Source organism: Micromonospora arida (assembly GCF_042873195.1).
GTDB classification, from domain to species: domain Bacteria; phylum Actinomycetota; class Actinomycetes; order Mycobacteriales; family Micromonosporaceae; genus Micromonospora; species Micromonospora arida.
Window position 1 is genome coordinate 795,849 of sequence record NZ_JBIALC010000002.1, and the last position, 21,200, is coordinate 817,048.

The 21,200-nt window shown below is 70.1% G+C and carries 18 protein-coding genes; 1 reads left to right on the forward strand and 17 read right to left on the reverse strand.

Annotated elements, in window-relative coordinates:
• Position 1 precedes the first annotated feature (1 nt).
• A complete protein-coding gene (locus ACFYP0_RS10370) occupies positions 2-784 on the reverse strand; it encodes an IclR family transcriptional regulator (RefSeq protein WP_091395539.1) in 783 nt (260 codons plus the stop codon).
• 154 nt (positions 785-938) lie between these two features.
• Between ACFYP0_RS10370 and ACFYP0_RS10375 the strand changes: the two genes are divergently transcribed.
• Positions 939-2,168 carry an MFS transporter gene (locus tag ACFYP0_RS10375; protein ID WP_124857693.1) on the forward strand — a complete coding sequence of 410 codons (1,230 nt, stop codon included), beginning with the start codon at positions 939-941 and terminating at the stop codon, positions 2,166-2,168.
• Here the strand turns inward: ACFYP0_RS10375 and ACFYP0_RS10380 are convergent.
• From ACFYP0_RS10380 to ACFYP0_RS10455, 16 genes are all read right to left on the reverse strand, one after another.
• Entirely contained in the window at positions 2,144-3,229 is a 1,086-nt protein-coding gene (locus ACFYP0_RS10380; RefSeq protein ID WP_386995383.1) for a polyprenyl synthetase family protein, read from the reverse strand. The two genes, ACFYP0_RS10375 and ACFYP0_RS10380, sit on opposite strands and share 25 nt — an antisense overlap.
• A gap of 90 nt (positions 3,230-3,319) precedes the next feature.
• Positions 3,320-4,873, reverse strand: a complete 1,554-nt coding sequence (gene nuoN / locus ACFYP0_RS10385; RefSeq protein ID WP_124857696.1) for an NADH-quinone oxidoreductase subunit NuoN — start codon at positions 4,871-4,873, stop codon at positions 3,320-3,322.
• The gene (locus tag ACFYP0_RS10390; RefSeq protein ID WP_091395550.1) at positions 4,870-6,405 is read right to left on the reverse strand and encodes an NADH-quinone oxidoreductase subunit M; all 1,536 of its coding nucleotides are present in this window, start codon (positions 6,403-6,405) and stop codon (positions 4,870-4,872) included. The genes nuoN and ACFYP0_RS10390 overlap by 4 nt, the downstream gene beginning before the upstream one ends.
• 64 nt (positions 6,406-6,469) lie before the next feature.
• Positions 6,470-8,395 (reverse strand): NADH-quinone oxidoreductase subunit L, encoded by a 1,926-nt coding sequence (gene nuoL / locus ACFYP0_RS10395; RefSeq protein ID WP_091395553.1) that lies wholly within the window; start codon positions 8,393-8,395, stop codon positions 6,470-6,472.
• A gap of 12 nt (positions 8,396-8,407) precedes the next feature.
• Positions 8,408-8,725, reverse strand: a complete 318-nt coding sequence (nuoK, locus tag ACFYP0_RS10400) for an NADH-quinone oxidoreductase subunit NuoK (protein ID WP_112638712.1) — start codon at positions 8,723-8,725, stop codon at positions 8,408-8,410.
• Positions 8,725-9,495: an NADH-quinone oxidoreductase subunit J gene (locus ACFYP0_RS10405; protein WP_355496127.1), complete on the reverse strand. Its 771-nt coding sequence runs from the start codon at positions 9,493-9,495 to the stop codon at positions 8,725-8,727. Before ACFYP0_RS10405 ends, nuoK begins: the two co-directional genes overlap by 1 nt.
• On the reverse strand, positions 9,492-10,133 hold the full coding sequence (gene nuoI / locus ACFYP0_RS10410; RefSeq protein ID WP_196920665.1) for an NADH-quinone oxidoreductase subunit NuoI: 642 nt from the start codon (positions 10,131-10,133) through the stop codon (positions 9,492-9,494). Before nuoI ends, ACFYP0_RS10405 begins: the two co-directional genes overlap by 4 nt.
• Position 10,134: 1 nt before the next feature.
• Entirely contained in the window at positions 10,135-11,487 is a 1,353-nt protein-coding gene (gene nuoH / locus ACFYP0_RS10415) for an NADH-quinone oxidoreductase subunit NuoH (protein ID WP_124857706.1), read from the reverse strand.
• 61 nt (positions 11,488-11,548) lie between these two features.
• Positions 11,549-14,056 (reverse strand): NADH-quinone oxidoreductase subunit G, encoded by a 2,508-nt coding sequence (locus ACFYP0_RS10420; protein WP_124857708.1) that lies wholly within the window; start codon positions 14,054-14,056, stop codon positions 11,549-11,551.
• Between the two features lie 55 nt (positions 14,057-14,111).
• The gene (nuoF, locus tag ACFYP0_RS10425) at positions 14,112-15,428 is read right to left on the reverse strand and encodes an NADH-quinone oxidoreductase subunit NuoF (RefSeq protein ID WP_112585688.1); all 1,317 of its coding nucleotides are present in this window, start codon (positions 15,426-15,428) and stop codon (positions 14,112-14,114) included.
• Positions 15,425-16,630 (reverse strand): NADH-quinone oxidoreductase subunit NuoE, encoded by a 1,206-nt coding sequence (gene nuoE, locus ACFYP0_RS10430; RefSeq protein ID WP_386995388.1) that lies wholly within the window; start codon positions 16,628-16,630, stop codon positions 15,425-15,427. The genes nuoF and nuoE overlap by 4 nt, the downstream gene beginning before the upstream one ends.
• A complete protein-coding gene (locus ACFYP0_RS10435) occupies positions 16,627-17,952 on the reverse strand; it encodes an NADH-quinone oxidoreductase subunit D (protein WP_386995390.1) in 1,326 nt (441 codons plus the stop codon). The genes nuoE and ACFYP0_RS10435 overlap by 4 nt, the downstream gene beginning before the upstream one ends.
• Positions 17,949-18,686, reverse strand: a complete 738-nt coding sequence (locus ACFYP0_RS10440; RefSeq protein WP_124857714.1) for an NADH-quinone oxidoreductase subunit C — start codon at positions 18,684-18,686, stop codon at positions 17,949-17,951. The genes ACFYP0_RS10435 and ACFYP0_RS10440 overlap by 4 nt, the downstream gene beginning before the upstream one ends.
• Positions 18,683-19,360 carry a NuoB/complex I 20 kDa subunit family protein gene (locus tag ACFYP0_RS10445; RefSeq protein WP_030486262.1) on the reverse strand — a complete coding sequence of 226 codons (678 nt, stop codon included), beginning with the start codon at positions 19,358-19,360 and terminating at the stop codon, positions 18,683-18,685. Before ACFYP0_RS10445 ends, ACFYP0_RS10440 begins: the two co-directional genes overlap by 4 nt.
• Positions 19,361-19,374: 14 nt before the next feature.
• Entirely contained in the window at positions 19,375-19,740 is a 366-nt protein-coding gene (locus tag ACFYP0_RS10450; protein ID WP_007454588.1) for an NADH-quinone oxidoreductase subunit A, read from the reverse strand.
• Positions 19,741-19,875: 135 nt separating this feature from the next.
• The gene (locus ACFYP0_RS10455) at positions 19,876-21,153 is read right to left on the reverse strand and encodes a geranylgeranyl reductase family protein (protein WP_112585680.1); all 1,278 of its coding nucleotides are present in this window, start codon (positions 21,151-21,153) and stop codon (positions 19,876-19,878) included.
• Positions 21,154-21,200 lie beyond the last annotated feature (47 nt).

Here is a 21,200-nt window from a genome sequence, read left to right on the forward strand (position 1 = left end):
GTCAGTTGTCGGTGGCGATGCCGTCGGCCACGCCGCGGGCCACGGTGAGCAGCTTGGCGCGTACCACCCGGGCGGAGGTCATCATCTCGCTGGCCGGCAACGCGCAGGCCAGCACGACGCGGCGTTCCATGTCCTTGTCCGGCGCGACGAGCACCGCGGCGCAGGCCACCCCCTGGCGGAACTGCCCCATCTCCAGTTGCATGCCGCGCCGGTCGCCGGCGGCCAGGTCGGCCTCGAAACTCTCGGTGGTGGTCAGCGTGGCGGTGGTGAACGGGCGCATGCCGTACTCGCGCAGATAGCGGTAGCGCTGGTCGGTCGTGAGGGTGGCGAGCAGCGACTTGCCGAGCGCTGTCGCGTGCGCCCCCTCGTCGAAGCCGGGGACCAGATCCTCCAGGTAGGGCGAGCGGTGCCCCTCGGCGACCGCGGTGAGGGCCACCTGACCGCCGACGAACCGACCGAGGTAGTGGCTGTAGCCGGTGTCCAGGGCGGCCCGCCGCAGCGTCTCACCGACCGCCGGCGGGCCTCGGAACGCCGTCACCAGCTCCCGGTACCGGTCGGCCACCTCCAACCCCACGATGTACGTGCCGTCCTCGCGACGGATCACGTAGCCCTCGTAGGCGAGGGTGCGGACCAGGTGGTAGGTGGTGGCCACGGTCAGCTCGCAGCGCCGGGCGATCTGCTTGACGGTCAGGCCCTTCGGGGCGCGACCGACCGACTCCAGCACCCGTAGCGCTCGGGACACGCTGCGAATCAGGTCCGAAGGTTCTGCCAAGGGGTCGCGCACAACCACCTCCGCCGCCGGGGACTTACACCATATGAAAAACAGGCCCGGTGCGAAATGCCTGTTCGGGTCGAGGATGCCAGATCACCATCCACTGCTTGTGCCCCGCCGGTCACCAGGAGTGCGGTGAGCGGGGTTCGCGTAGGTTTGCCGAACGATGACCGACACCTCCAACACCCCCGATCCGGCCGTTGCCGGACCCCGTCCGGTCCGGGCCAGCGCCGGCGCAGTCGTCACCACAGTTGCCTGCGTACTCCCCGTCTTCCTGCTCGGTGGTCTCGCCGTGCAGATGGGCACGGACCTCGGCTTCTCCCCGGCCGGTCTGGGTCTGGCCGTCTCCGTCTACTTCGGGGTCAGCGCGCTGGCCTCGGTGCCCTCCGGGCGGTTGGTCGAGCGGTACGGGCCGGCCCTGGTGGCCCGCTGCGGCATCCTGCTGGCCGCCGGGTCGATGCTGGCCGTGGCCGCCTTCGCCCGGTCGTACCCGGTGCTGGTCGGGCTGCTGGCGCTCAGCGCCGCCGCGAACGCGCTCGGCCAGTTGGCCAGCAACGCCGCGCTGGCCCAGCACGTGCCGGCCCGGCGGCAGGGGCTGTCGTTCGGTGTCAAGCAGGCCGCCATTCCGGTCTCCACCCTGCTGGCCGGGGTGGCGGTGCCCACCATCGCGCTCACCGCCGGCTGGCGGTGGGCGTTCGTGGCCGCCGCCGTGGCCGCGCTGACGACGCTGGCCGCCGTACCCCGGCAGTTGCCCGGCCTGGCCCGGCGGGCCGGTGCCACCCGCGCAGGGCGGGCGACGGCGGCGCTGGTGGTGATCGGCGCGGCGGCGACGTTGGCCTCGGGCGCGGCCAACGCGCTCGGCACCTTCCTGGTGGACTCCGCCGCGGCGCGGGGTCTGTCGCCGGGCCTCGCCGGCCTCACCCTGACCCTGGGTAGCGCGGTCTGCGTGGCGGCTCGGGTGGGCGCCGGCTGGTTGGCCGACCGCCGCGAGACCGGCCACATCGCCCTCATCGCCGCGATGCTGCTCGTCGGCGCGGTCGGGCTGGGCCTGCTCGCGTTGACCGGCTCGGTGCCGTTGGTGGTCGGCGTGGTGCTCGGCTTCGGCCTGGGCTGGGCCTGGCCCGGCCTGATGAACTTCGCGGTGGTCCGGCTCCACCCGCAGTCACCGGCCGCCGCCACCTCGATCACACAGACCGGGGTGTACGCGGGCGGCTGTCTCGGCCCGCTGAGCCTGGGTCCACTCGCCGCCCACCTCGGCTACCCGGCGATGTGGACCATCGCGGCCGTGGCGATGCTGCTCGCCGCCGCCCTCATGCTCGTCGGCAGCCGACTGTTGACCCGCGCCGCCGCCGCAACGGGCCGGGGCGTGGATCAGCTGGTGCGGTCGGCGATGTAGTCGCAGAGCGACTCGAGCGCGCTGCGGGACGGGCCGGGCGGCAGCGGGGCGAGCTGCGCGCGGGCGTCCTCGGCGTAGCTGCGCACGGTCTCCCGGGCACGCTTGAGCGCCGGGCTCTCCCGGAGCAGCCCCAACGCCTCGGCGTGCAGCGCGTCGTCGGTCAACGGGCCGGTCGCCAGGATCTCCCGCAGCCGCACCGACGACGCGTCGGAGTCGTCCGCCTCGCGGGCGTAGAGCACCGGCAGCGTCGGGACACCCTCGCGCAGGTCCGTGCCGGGTGTCTTGCCCGACTGCACCGACTCGGAGGCGATGTCCAGCAGGTCGTCGGAGAGTTGGAAGGCGACGCCGATCGTCTCGCCGTACCCGGCGAGGGCCTCCACGTGCTCCGGCGCGGCACCGCCGAACATGCCGCCGAACCGGGCGGACGTGGCGATCAGCGAGCCGGTCTTCTCGGCGATCACGTGCAGGTAGTGGGCCACCGGGTCGTCGTCGGCGCGCGGCCCCACCGTCTCCGCGATCTGGCCGTGCACCAGCCGGGCGAAGGTGCGCGCCTGCAACCGGACCGCCTCGGGGCCCAGGTCGGCGGCGATGTCCGCCGCGCGGGCGAAGAGGTAGTCGCCGACCAGGATGGCGACCGAGTTGGTCCACCGGGAGTTCGCGCTCGGCGCGCCCCGACGGACGGCGGCCTCGTCCATCACGTCGTCGTGGTAGAGGGTGGCGAGGTGCGTGAGCTCCATCACCACGGCGGCCGGGACCACCTGCGCGCCGGTCGGGTCACCGAACTGGGCGCCGAGGGCCACCAGCAACGGTCGGAACCGCTTCCCGCCGGCCTCGACGAGGTGCCGGGCGGCCTCGGTGACGAACGGGTCGGCGCTGGACACGCTGGCCCGCAACTCGACCTCGACCGTGCCCAGAAGACCCAGCACGGACGCCTCGACACGAGGATCGGCGAGGTTGAGGCCGAGCGCGCCGAACTGACTCGTGCTCGCCCGACCCCGACGACCGCCGGAGCCGGAGGCACCTGAACGCTCGCCCGCCGGTTTCACCACGCCATCAACCATGCCACACCCGTTCGACCTGCTCCGGGCCGGGGATACGCACCGGGGGCCGGCACGTGAACACGTGCCGACCCCCGGTGATCGGTCCTTCGGTCATCGAACGAATTCGGCGGCTCCGGTAGCCAGATCGAGCAGCGGCGCCGGGGCGACACCCAACACCAGGGTCGCCAGCACACCGATCATCAGCGCGGCGGAGGTGAGCCCACCGGGCACCGTGACGGTCGGGGTCGACTCGCCCGGCTCGGAGAGCCACATCATCACCACGACCCGCAGGTACGGGAACGCGAGAATCATGCTGGTCAACACACCGGCGATCACCAGCCAGGCCTGGCCACCCTCCAGCGCCGGCCCGAAGATGGCGAACTTGCTGGTGAAGCCGCTGGTCAGCGGAATACCGGCGAAGGCCAGCAGGATGAACGTGAACAGCGCGGCGAAGAACGGCGACCGTCGGCCCAGCCCGGCCCAGCGGGACAGGTGGGTGGCTTCGCCGTCGTCGTCCCGTACCAGCGTCACCACGGCGAACGCGGCCAGCACCGAGAAGCCGTACGCGACCAGGTAGAACATCGTGCCGGCCAGCCCGTCGCGGCTCGGTGCCAACACACCGACCAGCAGGTAACCGGCGTTGGCGATCGAGGAGTACGCGAGCAGCCGCTTGATGTCGGTCTGGGTGACCGCGAGCACCGCGCCGATGAGCATGGTCAGCACCGCCACCGCGCCGAGGACCGGCGTGAAGTCCCAGTTGGCGTCGGCGAACGCGACCTGGAAGACGCGCAGCAGGGCACCGAACGCGGCGACCTTGGTGCAGGCCGCCATGAACCCGGTGACCGGGGTCGGAGCGCCCTGGTAGACGTCCGGGGTCCAGACGTGGAACGGGGCCGCCGCCGCCTTGAAGAGCAGACCGATGGCGAGCAGCGCCATGCCGGCGAAGAGCAGCACCGGGCTGGCCGGCGACTCGCCCACCGCCGCGTGGATGGTGGCGAAGTCGACGCCGGCCGTGCGGCCCGGGATGCCTGCGGTGAAGCCGTAGATCAGGGCCACGCCGAACAGGAAGAACGCCGAGGCGTAGGCGCCGAGCAGGAAGTACTTCATCGCCGCCTCCTGGCTCAGCAGACGCCGGCGACGGGCCAGCGCGCAGAGCAGGTAGAGCGGCAGGGAGAAGACCTCGAGTGCGATGAACATGGTCAGCAGGTCGTTCGCCGCCACGAAGATCAGCATGCCGCCGATCGCGAACGTGGTCAGCGGGTAGACCTCGGTGAGACCGTTGCGCCCCTCGGCCTGCCGCCGGTCGTCGGCCGACTCCGCGGTCACCGCGGCCTGGGCGACGAACGCCCCGCCCCGCTCGACCGAACGGTCACCGATCAGCAGCAGCGCCATGGCGGCCAGCACCAGGATCGCGCCCTGGAGGAAGAGCGTCGGCCCGTCGATCGCGAGCGCCTGGCCCGCGGTGATGATCCGCTCATCGGCGCTGAGGACCACCATGGTCAGTGCCGCGAGCACCGCGAGCAGCGCCAGCGTCAACTGCACGACGTGCCGCCAGCGACGAGGCACCAGGGCCTCGACCAGCACACCGAGCAACGCGGTGCCCAGCATGATCAGGATCGGAGAGATCGCCGCGTAGTCGATCGACGGCAGCTTCAACTCGGTCACTTTGCCGCCTCCTGGACGGTGCCGCCCACGGACGGCGCCGGGTCGGTTCTGCCGATGTCGTCCATGGTCGCCTGGACGGCGGGGTTGATCACGTCAGTGACCGGCTTGGGGAAGAAGCCGAGCAGCACGATCAGCGCGATCAGCGGGGCGACCACGACCTTCTCGCGCAGGTTGAGGTCCCGGCGCATGCCGTCGACCTCGGTCAGCGCCGGGTTGAGGGTGCCCTGGGTGGTGCGCTGCACCATCCACAGCACGTACGCGGCGGCCAGGATGATGCCGAGCGTGGCGATGACCGCGACCGGCTTGTTCACCGTGAAGGTGCCGATCAACACCAGGAACTCGGAGATGAACGGCGCCGTGCCGGGCAGCGCGAGCGAGGCGAGACCGGCGAAGAAGAGCACCCCGGCGAGCACCGGGACGAGCTTGCCCGCGCCACCGAAGTCGCTGATCAGCGACGAGCCACGCCGGGAGATCAGCATGCCCACCACCAGGAAGAGCAGGCCGGTGGCCAGCCCGTGGTTGAGCATGTAGAGCACCGCGCCGGTGCCGGCCTGGGTGGTGAAGGCGAAGATGCCCACGCCGATGAAGCCGAAGTGCGCGATCGAGGTGTACGACACCAGCCGCTTGAGGTCGTTCTGGCCGACCGCCAGCAGCGCGGCGTAGACGATGCCGATCACGCCCAGAGCCAGCGCCCACGGCGCGAACCACTTCGACGCCTCGGGGAACAGCGGCAGGCAGTAGCGCAGGATGCCGAAGGTGCCGACCTTGTCCAGCACGCCGACGAGCAACGCCGCCGCGCCCGCCGGGGCGGCGCCACCGGCATCCGGCAACCAGGTGTGGAACGGGAAGAACGGCGCCTTGATGGCGAACGCGAGGAAGAAGCCGAGGAACAGCCACCGCTCGGTGCCGGTGCTGATGTCGACCTGCGAGAGCGCCTGCCAGTCGAAGGTCTTCCCGCCGACCACCCACAGGCCGATCACCGCGGCCAGCATGAACAGACCGCCGACGAGCGAGTAGAGGAAGAACTTCACCGCCGCGTACTGCCGCTGGTGTCCGCCGTAGCTGCCGATGAGGAAGTACATCGGCACCAGCATGACCTCGAAGAACACGTAGAACAGGAAGACGTCGGCGGCCGCGAAGACGCCGATCATCGTGCACTCGAGGACCAGCAGCAGTGCGAAGTAGACGGGCACCGAACGCTTCGACGACTCGGCGTCGTGCCACGACGCCAGGATCACCAGCGGCACCAGCACCGCGATCAGCATCAGCATCACCAGCGCGATGCCGTCGGCGGCGAAGGTGAAGCTGACCCCCCAGTTCGGAATCCAGGAGTACGACTCGCGGAACTGGAACCGGTCACCGCCGGCGTTGAAGCTGACCCACATCACCACCGAGAGCACCAGCACGAGCAGCGACCAGGCGAACGCCACCTGCTTGGCCAGCTCCGGGCGGTGGCGCGGCAGGAAGGCCACCACCAGGGCGCCCACCAGCGGCGCCACAGTGAGCACCGAGAGGAACGGGAAGTTGGACATTATGCGGCCTTACCTCCGTCGTCACTGCGTGGTCCGCCGGCGGGGGCGGCCGGAAAGAGGTCGATCACGCCAACCACCCCGCCTGCACCGCCAGGAACGCCGCCATCACCAGCAGCGCACCGGCCAGGATCGAGGTGGCGTACGAGCGGACAAAGCCGGTCTGCATCCGACGGAGGCGACCCGAGCCCCCGCCGACAGCGGCGGCGAGCCCGTTGACGAGCCCGTCGATGCCCCGGTTGTCGAGGTACACCAGCGCCCGGGTGAGGAAGATGCCCGGCTTCTCGAAGACCGCCTCGTTGACCGTGTCGGTGTAGAGGTTGCGCCGGGCGGCGGTGACCAGCACCCCGGCCGGCTGCGGCGCGGTGGCGGTGCCGGCCCGGAACAGGAACCAGGCGAGCCCGGCACCGAGCACCGTGACCAGCAGCGACAGGATCGTGATCACGGTGTGCGAGAGGACCGCCGCGTGCTCCGCGTGCTCGCCACCCAGCCCGGCGGTCTCCGTCAGCCAGTCCGGAACGGACGTGGCGAGCAGGAAGCCGGCGCCGACCGACCCGACCGCCAGCAGGATCAGCGGGATGGTCATCAGCTTCGGCGACTCGTGCGGGTGCTCGATGTCCTCGGTCCACCGCTGCGGCCCGTGGAACGTGAGCACGAACAGCCGCGTCATGTAGAACGCGGTGAGCCCGGCACCGAGCAGTGCCGCACCGCCGAAGAGCCAGGCGGTCCAGTCCTCCCGCTCGAAGGCGGCCACGATGATCGGCTCCTTGGAGAAGAAGCCGGAGAAAGGGAACATCCCGATGATGGCCAGCCAGCCCATCATGAAGGTCAACCAGGTGATCTTCATGTACTTGGACAGCCCACCGAAGCGGCGGATGTCGACCTGGTCCTTCATTCCGTGCATGACCGAGCCGGCGCCCAGGAACATGTTGGCCTTGAAGAAGCCGTGCGCCAGCAGGTGCACGATGGCCAGTGCGTACGCCGCGCCGCCGAGGCCGACACCGAGGAACATGTAGCCGATCTGGCTCACCGTCGACCAGGCGAGCACCCGCTTGATGTCGTCCTTGGCCGCACCGATGATGCAGCCGATCAGCAGGGTGAGTGCGCCGACGCTGACCACCACGAGTTGCAGCGTCGAGTTGGCCGAGAAGATCGGGTTGGACCGGGCGATCAGGTAGACGCCCGCGGTGACCATGGTGGCGGCGTGGATGAGCGCCGACACCGGGGTCGGGCCCTCCATCGCGTCCGGCAACCACGCCTGGAGCGGGAACTGGCCGGACTTACCGGCCGCCCCGAGCAGCAGCAACAGGCCGAGGACCAGCACGGTGGTGCCGGTCAGCGCGCCGACACCGTTGAACACCTCGTCGTACTGGGTGGTGCCCAGGGTGGCGAACATGATGAAGATGCCGATGGCCAGGCCGGCGTCGCCGACCCGGTTCATCAGGAACGCCTTCTTGCCGGCGGTGGCCGCGCTCGGCCGCTCGGTCCAGAAGGAGATCAGCAGGTACGACGCCAGACCGACGCCCTCCCAGCCGAAGTACAGCATCACGTAGTTGTTGCCGAGCACCAGCAGCAGCATCGCCGCGACGAACAGGTTGAAGTACGCGAAGAACCGACGACGGCCCGCGTCGTGCGACATGTACTCCACCGCGTACAGGTGGATCAGGAAACCCACCCCGGTGATCAGCAGTACGAAGACCGCGGCCAGCGGGTCGAAGAGCAGGCCGAAGTCGACGCGCAGATCACCGACAGCGATGAAGTCCCAGAGGCTCAGCTCGACCGACTTGTTCTCCAGGCCACGCAGCTGGAAGAAGAAGCTCAGGCCGAGCACGAACGCGGCGCCGATGGCGGCGACGCCCAACCAGTGCCCCCAGCGGTCGGCCCGGCGGCCGAGCAGCAGCAGGATGGCCGCGCTGACCAGCGGGATCGCCACCAGCAGCCAGACGCCCCCAAGCAGCCCCGTGGCCTGGGCGTATTCCACAGTCTCTTCCACCGGTGGACCCCTCTAGTACTTGAGCAGGTTGGCGTCGTCGACACTCGCCGAGCGTCGCGTCCGGAAGATGGACATGATGATCGCGAGCCCGACCACGACCTCGGCCGCCGCCACCACCATCACGAAGAACGCCATGATCTGGCCGTTGAGGTCACCGTTGATCCGGCTGAAGGTGACCAGCGTCAGGTTGGCCGCGTTGAGCATCAGCTCCACGCACATGAACAGCACGAGCGCGTTGCGCCGGACCAGCACCCCGGCGGCGCCGATGGTGAACAGCACCGCGGCGAGCACGAGGTAGTAGGTCGGCTCGACCGAGAAGAACGATTCCATTACTTGTCCGTCCCCTTCAGCGAGGTCTCCTCGGCGGTCAGCTCGCGCTGCGGAAGGATCGCCGGGGTGCTGCGGTCGGTCAGGCGACCGTCGGGCAGCCGGGCCGGGGTGGCCACCGAGGAGGAGGTCGCGAAGACGCCGGGACCCGGCTTCGGGCCGGGGTAGTTGCCCGGGGCGAAGCGCGCCTTCATGGTCGACACCTGGTCGATCTTGTCCTTCTTACGCCGCTCGACGTGGGCCAGCACCATGGCACCGACCGCCGCGGTGATCAGCAGCGCCGAGGTCAGCTCGAACGCGAAGACGTACTTGGTGAACAGCAGCCGGGCGATGCCCTGCACGTTCCCCTCGGCGTTGACCTGCTCCAGACCGACCGTGTTGGTCCGGTCCAGCGCCTGGTAGAGCCCGGTGCCGACCAGACCGGCGAAGCCCAGGCCGAGCACGATCGCGGCGACCCGCTGGCCGCGCAGCGTCTCGATCAGCGAGTCGGTGGAGTCGCGGCCGACCAGCATCAGCACGAAGAGGAAGAGCATCATGATCGCGCCGGTGTAGACGATGATCTGCACCATGCCGATGAACGGACCGGCCTGGAGGACGTAGAACACGCCCAGGCAGAGCATGGTGAGCACCAGCCACAGCGCCGAGTGCACGGCGTTGCGCGCGGCCACCATCCCGATCGCGCCGATGAGCGCGAGCGGGGCGAGGATCCAGAAGGTGACCGCCTCGCCGGTGGAGACCGAACCCGCCGCGGCGAGCACCGTAGACGTGGTCATGCTTTCTCTCCCTTGCCGGCCGCGACGCGCTGGGCGGCCTGCTCGGCGCCCGGGAACGTCACGCCGGGGTGCTCCTCGACCTGGTAGCGGCCGGGGCCCATCGGGGACGTCTCCGCACCGGCGGAGGTGCCCGGGTTGTCCAGCGCGCCGACGTAGTAGTCCTTCTCGCTGTCACCCAGCCGCATCGGGTGCGGAGGCTGCTCCATGCCCTCCAGCAACGGCGCGAGCAACTGCTCCTTGGTGAAGATCAGGTCCTGCCGGTTGTCCCGGGCCAGCTCGTACTCGTTGCTCATGGTGAGCGACCGGGTCGGGCAGGCCTCGATGCACAACCCGCAGAAGATGCAGCGGGCGTAGTTGATCTGGTAGATGCTGGCGTACCGCTCACCCGGCGAGAAGCGCTGCTCGTCGGTGTTGTCGCCACCCTCGACGTAGATCGCGTCCGCCGGGCAGGCCCAGGCGCACAGCTCGCAGCCGATGCACTTCTCCAGGCCGTCCGGGTGCCGGTTGAGGATGTGCCGCCCGTGGTAGCGCGGCGCCGACACCGGCGGCTTGAACGGGTAGTCGGTCGTGACGACCTTCCTGAACATGTGCGAGAAGGTGACACCGAATCCCTTGAACGTTCCGGTGATCGCGCCCACGTCACACCTCCCTGGAGTCCGAGCCGGCAACGATGTTGGCCGGCTCCCGCTCGGCGACCACGCGCGTGATGCGCGGGCTCGGTGGTACCTGAAGATCCATCGGTGGCAGCGGGAAGCTCCCGTGCGGCCGGTTGTCGACCTGTTCCTGCGTCGTCGGCTTCGGCTTCGGCCGCCGGCTGGGCCAGAAGATCGTGGCGATCAGCAGGATGCCGGCCGGGATGCCGACGGCGATCATCTTGCCGCGGGTGTCCCAGTCCTCGATGGAGCGCAGGCCCGACAGGACCAGGATCCAGGCCAGGTTGATCGGCAGCAGCACCTTCCAGCCGAGCCGCATGAACTGGTCGTAGCGCAGACGGGGCAGCGTGCCACGCAACCACACGAAGACGAAGACCAGGGCGATCACCTTGCCGAAGAACCAGAGCATCGGCCACCAACCGGAGTTGGCGCCCTCCCAGATGGTGATCGGCCAGGGCGCTCGCCAACCGCCCAGGAACAGCGTGGTGGTGACCGCGGACATGGTCACCATCGCGACGTACTCGCTGAGCATGAAGAGCGCGAACTTCAGCGAGCTGTATTCCGTCATGAAGCCGGCGACCAGCTCGGACTCGGCCTCGGGCAGGTCGAACGGCGCCCGGTTGGTCTCACCCACAGTGGCGATGAAGAAGATGATGAAGCTCGGCAGCAGCAGGATCGCGTACCAGCCCGGTGCCGGGATGGTCTGGCCGAAGACGGTCAGCTGGGTGCCGTCGCCCTGAGCGGCGACGATCCCGCTGGTGCTCATCGTGCCGGCGGTCATGAAGACCGCCACGATGCTGAGCCCCATGGCGACCTCGTAGGAGATCATCTGGGCGCTCGACCGGAGACCACCCAGCAGCGGGTACGTCGAGCCGGAGGCCCAGCCGCCCAGCACGATGCCGTAGACGCCCATCGACGAGCAGGCGAGCAGCAGCAGCACCGCCACCGGCACGTCGGTGACCTGCAACGGCGTCTGGTGACCGAAGATGCTCACCATCGGGCCGAACGGGATCACCGACAGGGCGGTGACCGCGCAGATCACCGAGATGGTCGGAGCGAAGAAGTAGACGACCTTGTCGGCCGCCTTCGGGAGGATGTCCTCCTTGAAGGCCATCTTCAGGCCGTCGGCGAGGGTCTGCAGCAGGCCGAACGGGCCGACCTGGTTGGGGCCGGGCCGCACCTGCATGTAACCGACCACGCGCCGTTCGAACCAGACGCCGAGCAGGGTGGCCAGCAGACCGAAGGCGAACGCGAAGACAATCTTGCCGAGAACCAGCCACCACGGATCCCGGCCGAAGTCGGCCAGCGTCGGATCCTGGGCCAGGTAGGAGGGACTCACTGTGCCCACCTTTCGTTCGCGACTGCGGGGCTCACTCGCTGCGCTCGTTCACTCCTCGCACTCACTGGTTACCCCCGGAGTTGAGGAGCGGACCCGGGAGACCGGTCTCGTCGGCCGCCACGCGTCCGGCCGGGATGGCCGTACTCGGTGCGGGGACGGAGATCCGGACGACCGCGCCGGACGTCGCCCCGAGGCTGCGCCGCACGGTCGAGCCGGGTGAGTTGGTCGGCAGCCAGACCACGCCGTCCGGCATCTCGGTGAGTTCCGCCGGCAGGGTCAGCGCCCCCCGGTCGGTGCCGACCGTGACCGCGTCACCGTCGACCACACCGAGCGCCTCGGCGGTGCCCTTACCCAGCCGGACCACCGGCGGACGGGCGGTCCCGGCGAGGTTTTCGTCGCCCTCGGTCAGGGTGCCGAGGTCCACCAGCTGGTGCCAGGTGGACAGCACGGCCTCCCCGGCGTTCGGCTGCGGCACCCGGCCCGGTGCGACCGACGGCGCGGCCGGCCGGGACATCCGCGTCGCCGGCAGCGTGCCCAGCTCACGGCGCACGCTCAGCACGTCGGCCGTGCCGAGGCTTACGTCGAGCAGCGCGGCCAGCGCGTCGAGCACCCGACCGTCGGTCATCGCGGCGGTGTTCAGCACCGCCTCGAACGGACGCAGCCGGCCCTCCCAGTCCAGGAAGCTTCCGGCCTTCTCGGCCACCGGGGCGACCGGCAGCACCACGTTCGCCCGCCGGGTCACCGCGCTGGCGCGCAGCTCGAGGCTGACCAGGAACGGCACCGCGTCCAGGGCGGACTCGGCCAGTCGCGGGTCGGCCAGGTCGGCCGGGTCGACACCGCCGACGACCAGCGCGCCGAGCTGCCCGTTGGCGGCCGCCGTCAGGATGCCGTCGGTGTCCCGACCGGCCTGGCTCGGGATCACCCCGGCCGGGATGTCCCACGCCTCACCCAGCTCGGCCCGGGCGGCCGGCTCGGTGACCAGGCGTCCACCGGGGAGCAGGTTGGGCAGGCAGCCCGCGTCGACAGCGCCGCGGTCACCCGCGCGCCGCGGCACCCAGGCCAGCTTCGCGCCGGTACGCCGGGCCACGTCGGCCGCGGCGGAGAGCCCGCCCGGCACGGTGGCCAACCGCTCGCCGACGATCAGGATCGCGCCCGGTGCGCTCAGCGCCTCGCTGACCGTGGCGTGCTCGGCGAGCACGCTGGCCTCCTCGCCCGGCACCACCCGGGCCAGCTTGGCACCGAGCTTCTCCAGGCCGCGGGTGGCGAAGGGCGCCAGCGCGTACACCGTCAGGGTCTTCTTCAGGTACGCCTTGCGCAGCCGCAGGAAGAGGATCGGGCACTCCTCCTCGGGCTCCAGGCCCACCAGCACCACCGCCGGCGCGTTCTCCACGTCCGTGTAGGTGACGTCGGTGACCCCGGCGACCGAGCTGGCCAGGAAGTCGGCCTCCTCGCGGGAGACCGGGCGGGCCCGGAAGTCGATGTCGTTGGTGTTCAACGCGACCCGGGCGAACTTGGCGTAGGCGTACGCGTCCTCGACGGTCAGCCGACCGCCGGTGAGCACCGCAGTGCCCTGCCCGCCCTCCCGAGCGATGTGCAGCCCCTCGGCGGCGACGGTGAGCGCCTCACTCCAGGACGCCTCGCGCAGCTCACCGGTGTGCTCGTCGCGAACCAGCGGAGTGGTCAGCCGGTCGGCGGCCCGGGTGTACTGGAAGCCCCAGCGGCCCTTGTCGCAGTTCCACTCCTCGTTCACCGCCGGCTCGTCGCCGGCCAGCCGGCGCAGCACCTTGCCACGCCGCCAGTCGGTGCGCTGCCCGCAGCCGGCCGAGCAGTGCTCGCAGACGCTCGGGCTGGAGACCAGGTCGAACGGGCGGGCGCGGAAGCGGTACTGGGCACCGGTCAGCGCACCCACCGGGCAGATCTGCACGGTGTTGCCGGAGAAGTAGGAGTTGAACGGGACATCCCCCGCGTCGCCCTCCTCGCCGTACGCGTCGTCCCGGTAGATGTTGATCTCCTCGGCGGACGACCGGCCCATCAGGTCGATGAACTTGTCGCCGGCGATCTCCTCGGAGAACCGGGTGCACCGCTGGCAGAGCACGCAACGCTCGCGGTCCAGCAGCACCTGGCTGCTGATCGCCATCGGCTTCTCGTACTCCCGCTTGTGCTCGTGGAAGCGCGAGTCGGTGCGGCCGGTGGACATCGCCTGGTTCTGGAGCGGGCACTCGCCGCCCTTGTCACACATCGGGCAGTCCAGCGGGTGGTTGAGCAGCAGCAGCTCCATCACCCCCTCCTGCGCCTTCTTGGCCACCGGGGAGGTGATCTGGGTACGCACGACCATGCCGTCGGCGACGGTCTGGGTGCAGGAGGCCACCGGCTTGCGCTGGCCCTCCACCTCGACCAGGCACTGCCGGCACGCGCCGGCCGGGGCCAGCAGCGGGTGGTCGCAGAACCGGGGGATCTCGGTGCCCATCTGCTCGGCGACCCGGATCAGCAGCGTCCCCTTGGGGGCGGTGACCTCGACGCCGTCGATGGTGAGGGTGACGGTCTCGGTCTGCTTGGCTACGTCGGTCATCAGAGTCGCCTTCCATTCGCGACTGCGGGACTCGCAAGCTCGTTCCTCGCGCTCATCAGTGCGCCCCTACCAGGGTCTTCTCCGACAGCTTGGGTGCGGTCCGACCCTCGATGTAGTCGAGGTAGTCCTGCTTGAAGTACTGCAGAGAGGAGGTCACCGAGCTGGTCGCGCCGTCACCCAGACCGCAGAACGAGCGGCCGAGGATGTTGTCGCAGGTGTCCAGCAGGGTGTCCAGGTCCTCGTGGGTGCCCTGGCCGGCGAGGATCCGCCGGTAGACCCGGACCATCCAGTAGTTGCCCTCCCGGCACGGGGTGCACTTGCCGCACGACTCGTGGTGGTAGAACTCCAGCCACCGGTACGTCGCGTAGACCGGGCAGTCCTGGTCGGAGAAGATCTGGGTGGCCGTGGTGCCGAGGATCGAGCCGGCCGCCGCCACCCCCTCGAAGTCCAGTGGCACGTCCAGGTGCTCCGCGGCGAGCAGCGGGGTGGACGAGCCACCCGGGGTCCAGAACCGCAGGTTGTGGCCGGGCTGCATGCCACCGGCCAGTTCCAGCAGCTCGCGCAGCGTGACACCCATCGAGCACTCGTACTGGCCCGGGTTGGCGACCCGGCCGGAGAGCGAGTAGATCATCGGCCCGGAGGACTTCTCGGTGCCCATGCTCTTCCACCAGTCGGCCCCACCGAGCACGATCGGCGGCACGCTGGCGATGGTGCCGACGTTGTTCACCACCGTCGGGCTCGCGTACAGGCCGTGGGTGGCCGGGAACGGCGGGCGCAGCCGGGGCTGACCCCGGAACCCCTCCAGCGAGTCCAGCAGCGCCGTCTCCTCGCCGCAGATGTACGCCCCGGCGCCGGAGTGCACCACCAACTCCAGGTCGTAGCCACTGCGCAGGATGTTCCGGCCCAGGTAACCCTTGTCGTACGCCTCCTGGACCGCGTTGCGCAGCCGACGCGCGGCGTGCACCGCCTCGCCCCGGATGTAGATGTAGGCGCGGGCGGCCCGGATCGCGTACGACGCGATGATGACGCCCTCGACCAGCGCGTGCGGGTCGTGGGTCATGAGCGGCAGGTCCTTGCAGGTGCCCGGCTCGCCCTCGTCGGCGTTGACCACCAGGTAGTGCGGCTTGCCGTCGCCCTGCGGAATGAAGCCCCACTTGAGGCCGGTGGGGAAGCCGGCACCGCCTCGGCCCCGCAGCCCGGAATCCTTGATCAGCTGGATCAGGTCGTCCGGGTGCGCCTTGAGCGCCTTGCGCAGCGCGGCGTAGCCGTCCAACTGCTCGTACGTGCCGATGCGCCAGGCGTCCGGCGACAGCCAGCGCTTGGTCAGCACCGGCGTCAGCTTGGCCAGCGTCTCCGGGCGGGGAGTGGTCACTTCTGGGCCCCCGTTTCGTTCGCGTCCGCCGGTCCGGCGCCGTCGGCGTCCGTCCCAGCCTTCGCTTCGGTGAGGTTGCGCTCCTGCGCCCCGGCCTCGTCGCCGGCGGGCTTGCCGTCGCCGGCCGGCGCGTTGGCCGCCACGCCGGCGGCCTCGGCCGACCGCGCGTCGCCAGCCTCGGGCGCGGTGCCGGTGCGGTCCGTCGGGACCTTCGTGCCAGGGGCGTCCGGCACTGCCGTGTCCGCGTCCGGCTGCCGGGTCTCGGCGGTACGCACCTGCGGCGACTTGTCGTCCGGTGCCTTGACGTCCCGCGTGGTGCTGCCACTGGCCTCTGCCGGCTTCGCCGGCCCGGTGGCCTCCGCCGGCTTCGCCGGCCCGGCGACCCCGGCCGCCCCCGTCGGAGCGGACGCCCCGTCGCCACCCTTGACCGGCGCCGTGCTGGCCTCGACGGGCGCCGGCTTGGCGGCCTCCGCCTCCGCCTTCGCCTTCGCCTCGGCGGCGGCCTTGTCGGCCTCGGCCTTGCTGCGGATCGGGGTGTTCGGGTCGAAGCCCGGCACCGAGACGCCGTGTTGCTGGGCCAGCCGCAGCCCGCGCAGGGTGGGCTCGCCCGGCCCGCCGTCGGCGACCGCGCCGTCGCGCTCGTCGGCGAAACCGGCGAGCTGCACCGCCATCTCCTTGAGCGTGCAGAGCCGGGCGCCGCGGGTCGGCATCGGCCGCCCGCCCGCCCGCAGCTCGTCCACGACACCGACCGCTGTGGACGCGTCCACGCCGTCGAAGAAGTCGTAGTTGACAGTCATCACCGGCCCGTAGTCGCACGCCGCCAGGCACTCGGCGTGCTCCAGCGTGATCGTGCCGTCGGCGGTGGTCTCGTCGTGCCCGACGCCCAGGTGCTCGGCGAGGGTGTCGTAGACCTCCTGGCCACCGAGCACGTTGCACATGGTGTTGGTGCAGACGCTGACCAGGAAGTCACCGGTCGGCTTGCGCTTGTACATCGTGTAGAAGGTGGCCACCGCGCCGACCTGGGCCTTGTTCAGCCCGAGCACCTCGGCGCAGAAGGCGACCCCGGACGGGGAGACGTACCCCTCCTCGGCCTGCACCAGGTGCAGCAGCGGCAGCAGCGCCGAACGGGACCGGTCCGCCGGGTAACGGGCGATGATCTCGCGCGCCCGCTCCCGGGTCTCGTCACTGAAAACAACACTCATCGGTCACAACCACCCATCACCGGGTCCAACGAGGCGCCGCCGGCGATCACGTCGGCGATCAGGCCGCCCTCGGCCATCGCAGGGAGGGCCTGGAGGTTGACGAAGCTGGGCTCCCGGTAGTGCACCCGGTAGGGCCGGGTGCCACCGTCGGAGACCGCGTGGACGCCCAGCTCGCCCCGGGGCGCCTCGATGGCGACGTACACCTGGCCGGGCGGGACCCGGAAGCCCTCGGTCACCAGCTTGAAGTGGTGGATCAGCGACTCCATCGACTGACCCATGATCTTCGCGACGTGCTCCAGGGAGTTGCCCATGCCGTCCACGCCGATGGCCAATTGGGCCGGCCAGGCGATCTTGCGGTCGGCGACCATCACCGGACCCGGCTTGAGCCGGTCCAGCGCCTGCTCGACCAGCTTCATCGACTCCCGGATCTCGGCGAGCCGGACCTGGTAGCGACCCCACACGTCACCGTCGGGATGGGTCGGCACGTCGAACTCGTACGTCTCGTAACCGCAGTACGGCATGGTCTTGCGCAGGTCCCAGGCGAGGCCGGCGGAGCGCAGCACCGGGCCGGTGATGCCGAGGGCCACGCAGCCGGTGACGTCCAGCACCGCGACGCCCTTCGTCCGCTCGGTCCAGATCGGCTGCCCGGAGAGGAGGTCCTCGTACTCCTTGAGCTTCTTCGGCATCATCTTGAGGAACTCGCGGATCTTGACGATCGCCTCGTCCGGCACGTCCTGCGCCACCCCGCCCGGCCGGACGTACGCGTGATTCATCCGCAGGCCGGTGATGGTCTCGAAGATGTCGAGGATGTACTCCCGCTCGCGGAAGCCGTAGAGCATGATCGAGATCGCGCCCAGCTCCATGCCGGTGGTGGCCAACCAGACCAGGTGCGACGAGATCCGGTTGAGCTCCATCATCAGCACGCGGATCGTGGTGGCCCGCTCGGTGATGTCGTCGGTGATGCCGAGCAGCTTCTCGACCGCGAGGGCGTACGCCGTCTCGTTGAAGATCGGGGCGAGGTAGTCCATCCGGGTCACGAACGTCGAACCCTGGACCCAGTTGCGGTATTCGAGGTTCTTCTCGATGCCGGTGTGCAGGTAGCCGACGACCGAGCGGGCCTCGCGGACCGTCTCGCCCTCCAGCTCCAGGATCAGCCGCAGCACCCCGTGCGTGGACGGGTGCTGCGGACCCATGTTGACCACGATCCGCTCATCGTTGATCGGGTCGGTGCCCGAGACGATCGTGTCCCAGTCCCCACCGGTGACGGTGAAGACCCGACCCTCGTCGGTCTCGCGCTCGCTGGCGTAGTTCGACGTCGTCACTGGTACGACCTCCGCTCGCTCGGCGGCTGGATCTCCGCGCCCTTGTACTCGACGGGGACGCCGCCGAGTGGGTAGTCCTTGCGCTGCGGGTGGCCCTCCCAGTCGTCCGGCATGAGGATCCGGGTCAGGTTGGGGTGGCCGTCGAAGACGATGCCGAACATGTCGTACGCCTCGCGCTCCTGCCAGTCCGCCGTCGGGTAGATCGCGGTCACGCTGGGCAGGTGCGGGGCCTCGACGGAGACCGCGGCCTCCAGCCGGACCCGCCGCCGGTACGTCATCGAGGTGAGCAGGTAGACCACGTGCAACCGGCGCTCGTCGGCGCCCAGGTAGTCCGCACCGGACACCGAGGAGCACAGCTCGAACCGCAGCGCCAGGTCGTCCCGCATCACCTGGCAGACCTCGGCGATCCGCTCCGGGCGTACGTGCAGGGTCAGCTCACCCCGGTCGACCACGACCTTCTCGATCGCGTCGTTGAAGGCCGGGTACGCCTCCTCCAGCGCGTCGCGGACCTCGTCGAAGTAGCCCCCGTACGGCCGGGACGCCTCCTCGATGGGCTGGCGCTGGCGGACCAGGCCGCCGTAGCCGGACACGTCGCCGGTGCCCTGGTTGCCGAACATCCCGCGACCCGCCGGGCTGGCCGGCGGGTACTCGGCGGGGGCGGTGCTGCTGGCGCCGACCGGCGTCACCGGGACCGGCACTCCGCCGTCGTTTGGCTTGTCGGTGGGTGACGTCATTTCGGGCCTGCCTGCGGGTGGAGGTGGTTCTGAGCGTTCATCCAGTTCTCGATGCGCAGCTGCTCCTCGCGGCCCTCGCGGACCGCCCGGGTCCACTCGGCGCGCCGGGCCTTGTCGCTGCGGTACGAGGAGGGCATCGAGCCGTAGGGCACGACCGGAACGTCGCCGCGCTCCTGGCGGGCCGCCAGCATCTTGCGGCCGTTCGGGCCCAGCGGCTCATACATGATCTTCTCGCGGAGCTTGAGGATCGCGTCGATGAGCATCTCCGGCCGGGGCGGACAGCCGGGCAGGTACATGTCGACCGGCACGACGTGGTCGACGCCCTGCACGATCGCGTAGTTGTTGAACATGCCGCCGCTGCTGGCGCAGACGCCCATCGAGAGCACCCAGCGCGGCTCGGCCATCTGGTCGTAGATCTGGCGCAGCACCGGGGCCATCTTCTGACTCACCCGGCCGGCCACGATCATCAGGTCGGCCTGCCGGGGCGATGCCCGGAAGACCTCCATGCCCCAGCGGCCCATGTCGTAGTGCGGACCACCGGCGGCCATCATCTCGATGGCGCAGCAGGCCAGGCCGAAGGTGGCGCCCCACACGGACGACTTCCGAGACCAGTTGACCAGCTTTTCCACCGAGGTGAGCAGGACGCCGGCGGGAAGCTTCTCCTCGATGCCCATCTGACGTTCCTTCCTCAGTCCCAGTCCAGGCCGCCGCGCCGCCACACGTAGGCGTACGCAACGAAGACCGCGACGATGAACAGGACCATCTCCACGAAGCCGAAGATCGGCAGAGCGTCGAACGAGACCGCCCAGGGGTAGAGGAAGATGATCTCGATGTCGAAGACGATGAAGAGCATCGCCGTCAGGTAGAACTTGATCGGGAACCGCCCGCCGCCGACCGGCTGCGGGCTGGGCTCGATGCCGCACTCGTAAGCCTCGAGTTTGGCCTTGTTGTAGCGACGGGGACCGGCGAAGCGGGCGGCGCCGACGGAAAACAGCGAGAACGCCGCGGCGAGGGCGAACAGCCCGATGATCGGTGCATAAGGCGAGAGCGACATCGTTTTCTCCTGCTCGTCCTTCCCTGCCCTCGGTGCTTGACGAAAATCACACTATTCACGTCCCTCGCAGTGGCAGTCGGCGGGGGTCGATCTTTGTCGGCATCGGCGCCGTGACCAGCGCCGATGCCGTCCTACTTATACGGCTGGGGCGGCCTTCGTCATCGCGTTGATGACCCGGTCCATCGCATCCCCGCCGCGCGGATCGGTCAGGTTGGCCAACAGCTTGAGCACGAAACGCATCAGCGTCGGGTGCGGCATGCCGTGTTTGGTGGCGATCCGCATGATCTCGGGGCGGCCGATCAGTTTCACGAAGATCCCGCCCAGCCGGTAGTAGCCGCCGAGCCGGGCCTTCAGCTCGTTCGGGTACGCCAACAGCGCGCGCTCGCGTTCCGGGCCGGCCGGCCGGGCGAGGGCCTGGACCATGACCTCCGCGGCCAGTTCGCCGGACTCCATCGCGTACGCGATGCCCTCGCCGTTGAACGGGTTGACCATGCCGCCCGAGTCGCCGACCAGCAGCACGCCCCGGGTGTAGTGGGGCACCCGGTTGAAGCCCATCGGCAGCGCGGCACCGAGGATCGGGCCGTCGGCGTTGGTCTCGTCGGTCATTCCCCAGTCTTCCGGGGTGTTGGCGAGCCAGTCGGTGAGCAGCCGGCGGTAGTTGGTCTTGCCGAACGCCGAGGACGAGTTGAGCACGCCGAGCCCGACGTTGACCCGCCCGTCACCGAGGCCGAAGATCCAGCCGTACCCGGGAAGCAGGTTGTCGCCGCTGTCCTTGCTGCGCAGCTCCAGCCAGGACTCCAGGTAGTTGTCCTCGTGCTTGGCCGGCGAGCGGTAGTAGCGGCGGACGGCCACGCCGATCGGCCGGTCCTCCCGCTTGGCCAGCCCGAGCGCGAGCGGGAACCGGCCGGAGACGCCGTCCGCCGCGACGACCAGCGGCGCGTGGAAGGTGGTGGGCTCCTTGCCCGGCCCGACCTCCGCCTCGACGCCGGTGACGCGGCCGTCGCCGTCGAGTACCGGGCCCAGCACGTTGACGCTGGTCCGCAGTTTCGCGCCGGCGGCCACCGCCCGCTGGGCGAGCAGGTCGTCGAAGTCCAGGCGCGTGCGCACCAGACCGTAGTTGGGGAAGCTGGCCAGCTCCGGCCAGTCCAGTTCGAGGCGCACCCCGCCGCCGATGACCCGCAGGCCGCGGTTGTGCAGCCAGCCCGCCTCGGGCGAGGTGTCCACACCCATCCGGATGAGCTGGCGCACCGCGCGCGGGGTCAACCCGTCGCCGCAGACCTTCTCCCGGGGGAACTCGGTCTTCTCCAACAACAGCACCCGTACGCCGTGCCGAGCCAGGTGGTACGCAGTCGCTGACCCACCGGGACCGGCGCCCACGACAATGACGTCGGCGTCGTGTTCAACCGCGGTCATTCGCGCCTCCTCCCGCACGCTCGTGAAATGCTTCACAAGCCAGACGG

Excerpts from the sequence above, each read along its gene's own strand:
- ACFYP0_RS10375 (WP_124857693.1), top strand. The coding sequence starts at position 939 with ATGACCGACACCTCCAACACCCCCGATCCGGCCGTTGCCGGACCCCGT.
- nuoE (WP_386995388.1), bottom strand. The coding sequence starts at position 16,630 with ATGAGTGTTGTTTTCAGTGACGAGACCCGGGAGCGGGCGCGCGAGATC.
- ACFYP0_RS10380 (WP_386995383.1), bottom strand. The coding sequence starts at position 3,229 with ATGGTTGATGGCGTGGTGAAACCGGCGGGCGAGCGTTCAGGTGCCTCC.
- ACFYP0_RS10450 (WP_007454588.1), bottom strand. The coding sequence starts at position 19,740 with ATGTCGCTCTCGCCTTATGCACCGATCATCGGGCTGTTCGCCCTCGCC.
- ACFYP0_RS10390 (WP_091395550.1), bottom strand. The coding sequence starts at position 6,405 with ATGTCCAACTTCCCGTTCCTCTCGGTGCTCACTGTGGCGCCGCTGGTG.
- ACFYP0_RS10445 (WP_030486262.1), bottom strand. The coding sequence starts at position 19,360 with ATGGGCATCGAGGAGAAGCTTCCCGCCGGCGTCCTGCTCACCTCGGTG.
- nuoK (WP_112638712.1), bottom strand. The coding sequence starts at position 8,725 with ATGGAATCGTTCTTCTCGGTCGAGCCGACCTACTACCTCGTGCTCGCC.
- ACFYP0_RS10405 (WP_355496127.1), bottom strand. The coding sequence starts at position 9,495 with ATGACCACGTCTACGGTGCTCGCCGCGGCGGGTTCGGTCTCCACCGGC.
- ACFYP0_RS10440 (WP_124857714.1), bottom strand. The coding sequence starts at position 18,686 with ATGACGTCACCCACCGACAAGCCAAACGACGGCGGAGTGCCGGTCCCG.
- ACFYP0_RS10455 (WP_112585680.1), bottom strand. The coding sequence starts at position 21,153 with ATGACCGCGGTTGAACACGACGCCGACGTCATTGTCGTGGGCGCCGGT.
- ACFYP0_RS10420 (WP_124857708.1), bottom strand. The coding sequence starts at position 14,056 with ATGACCGACGTAGCCAAGCAGACCGAGACCGTCACCCTCACCATCGAC.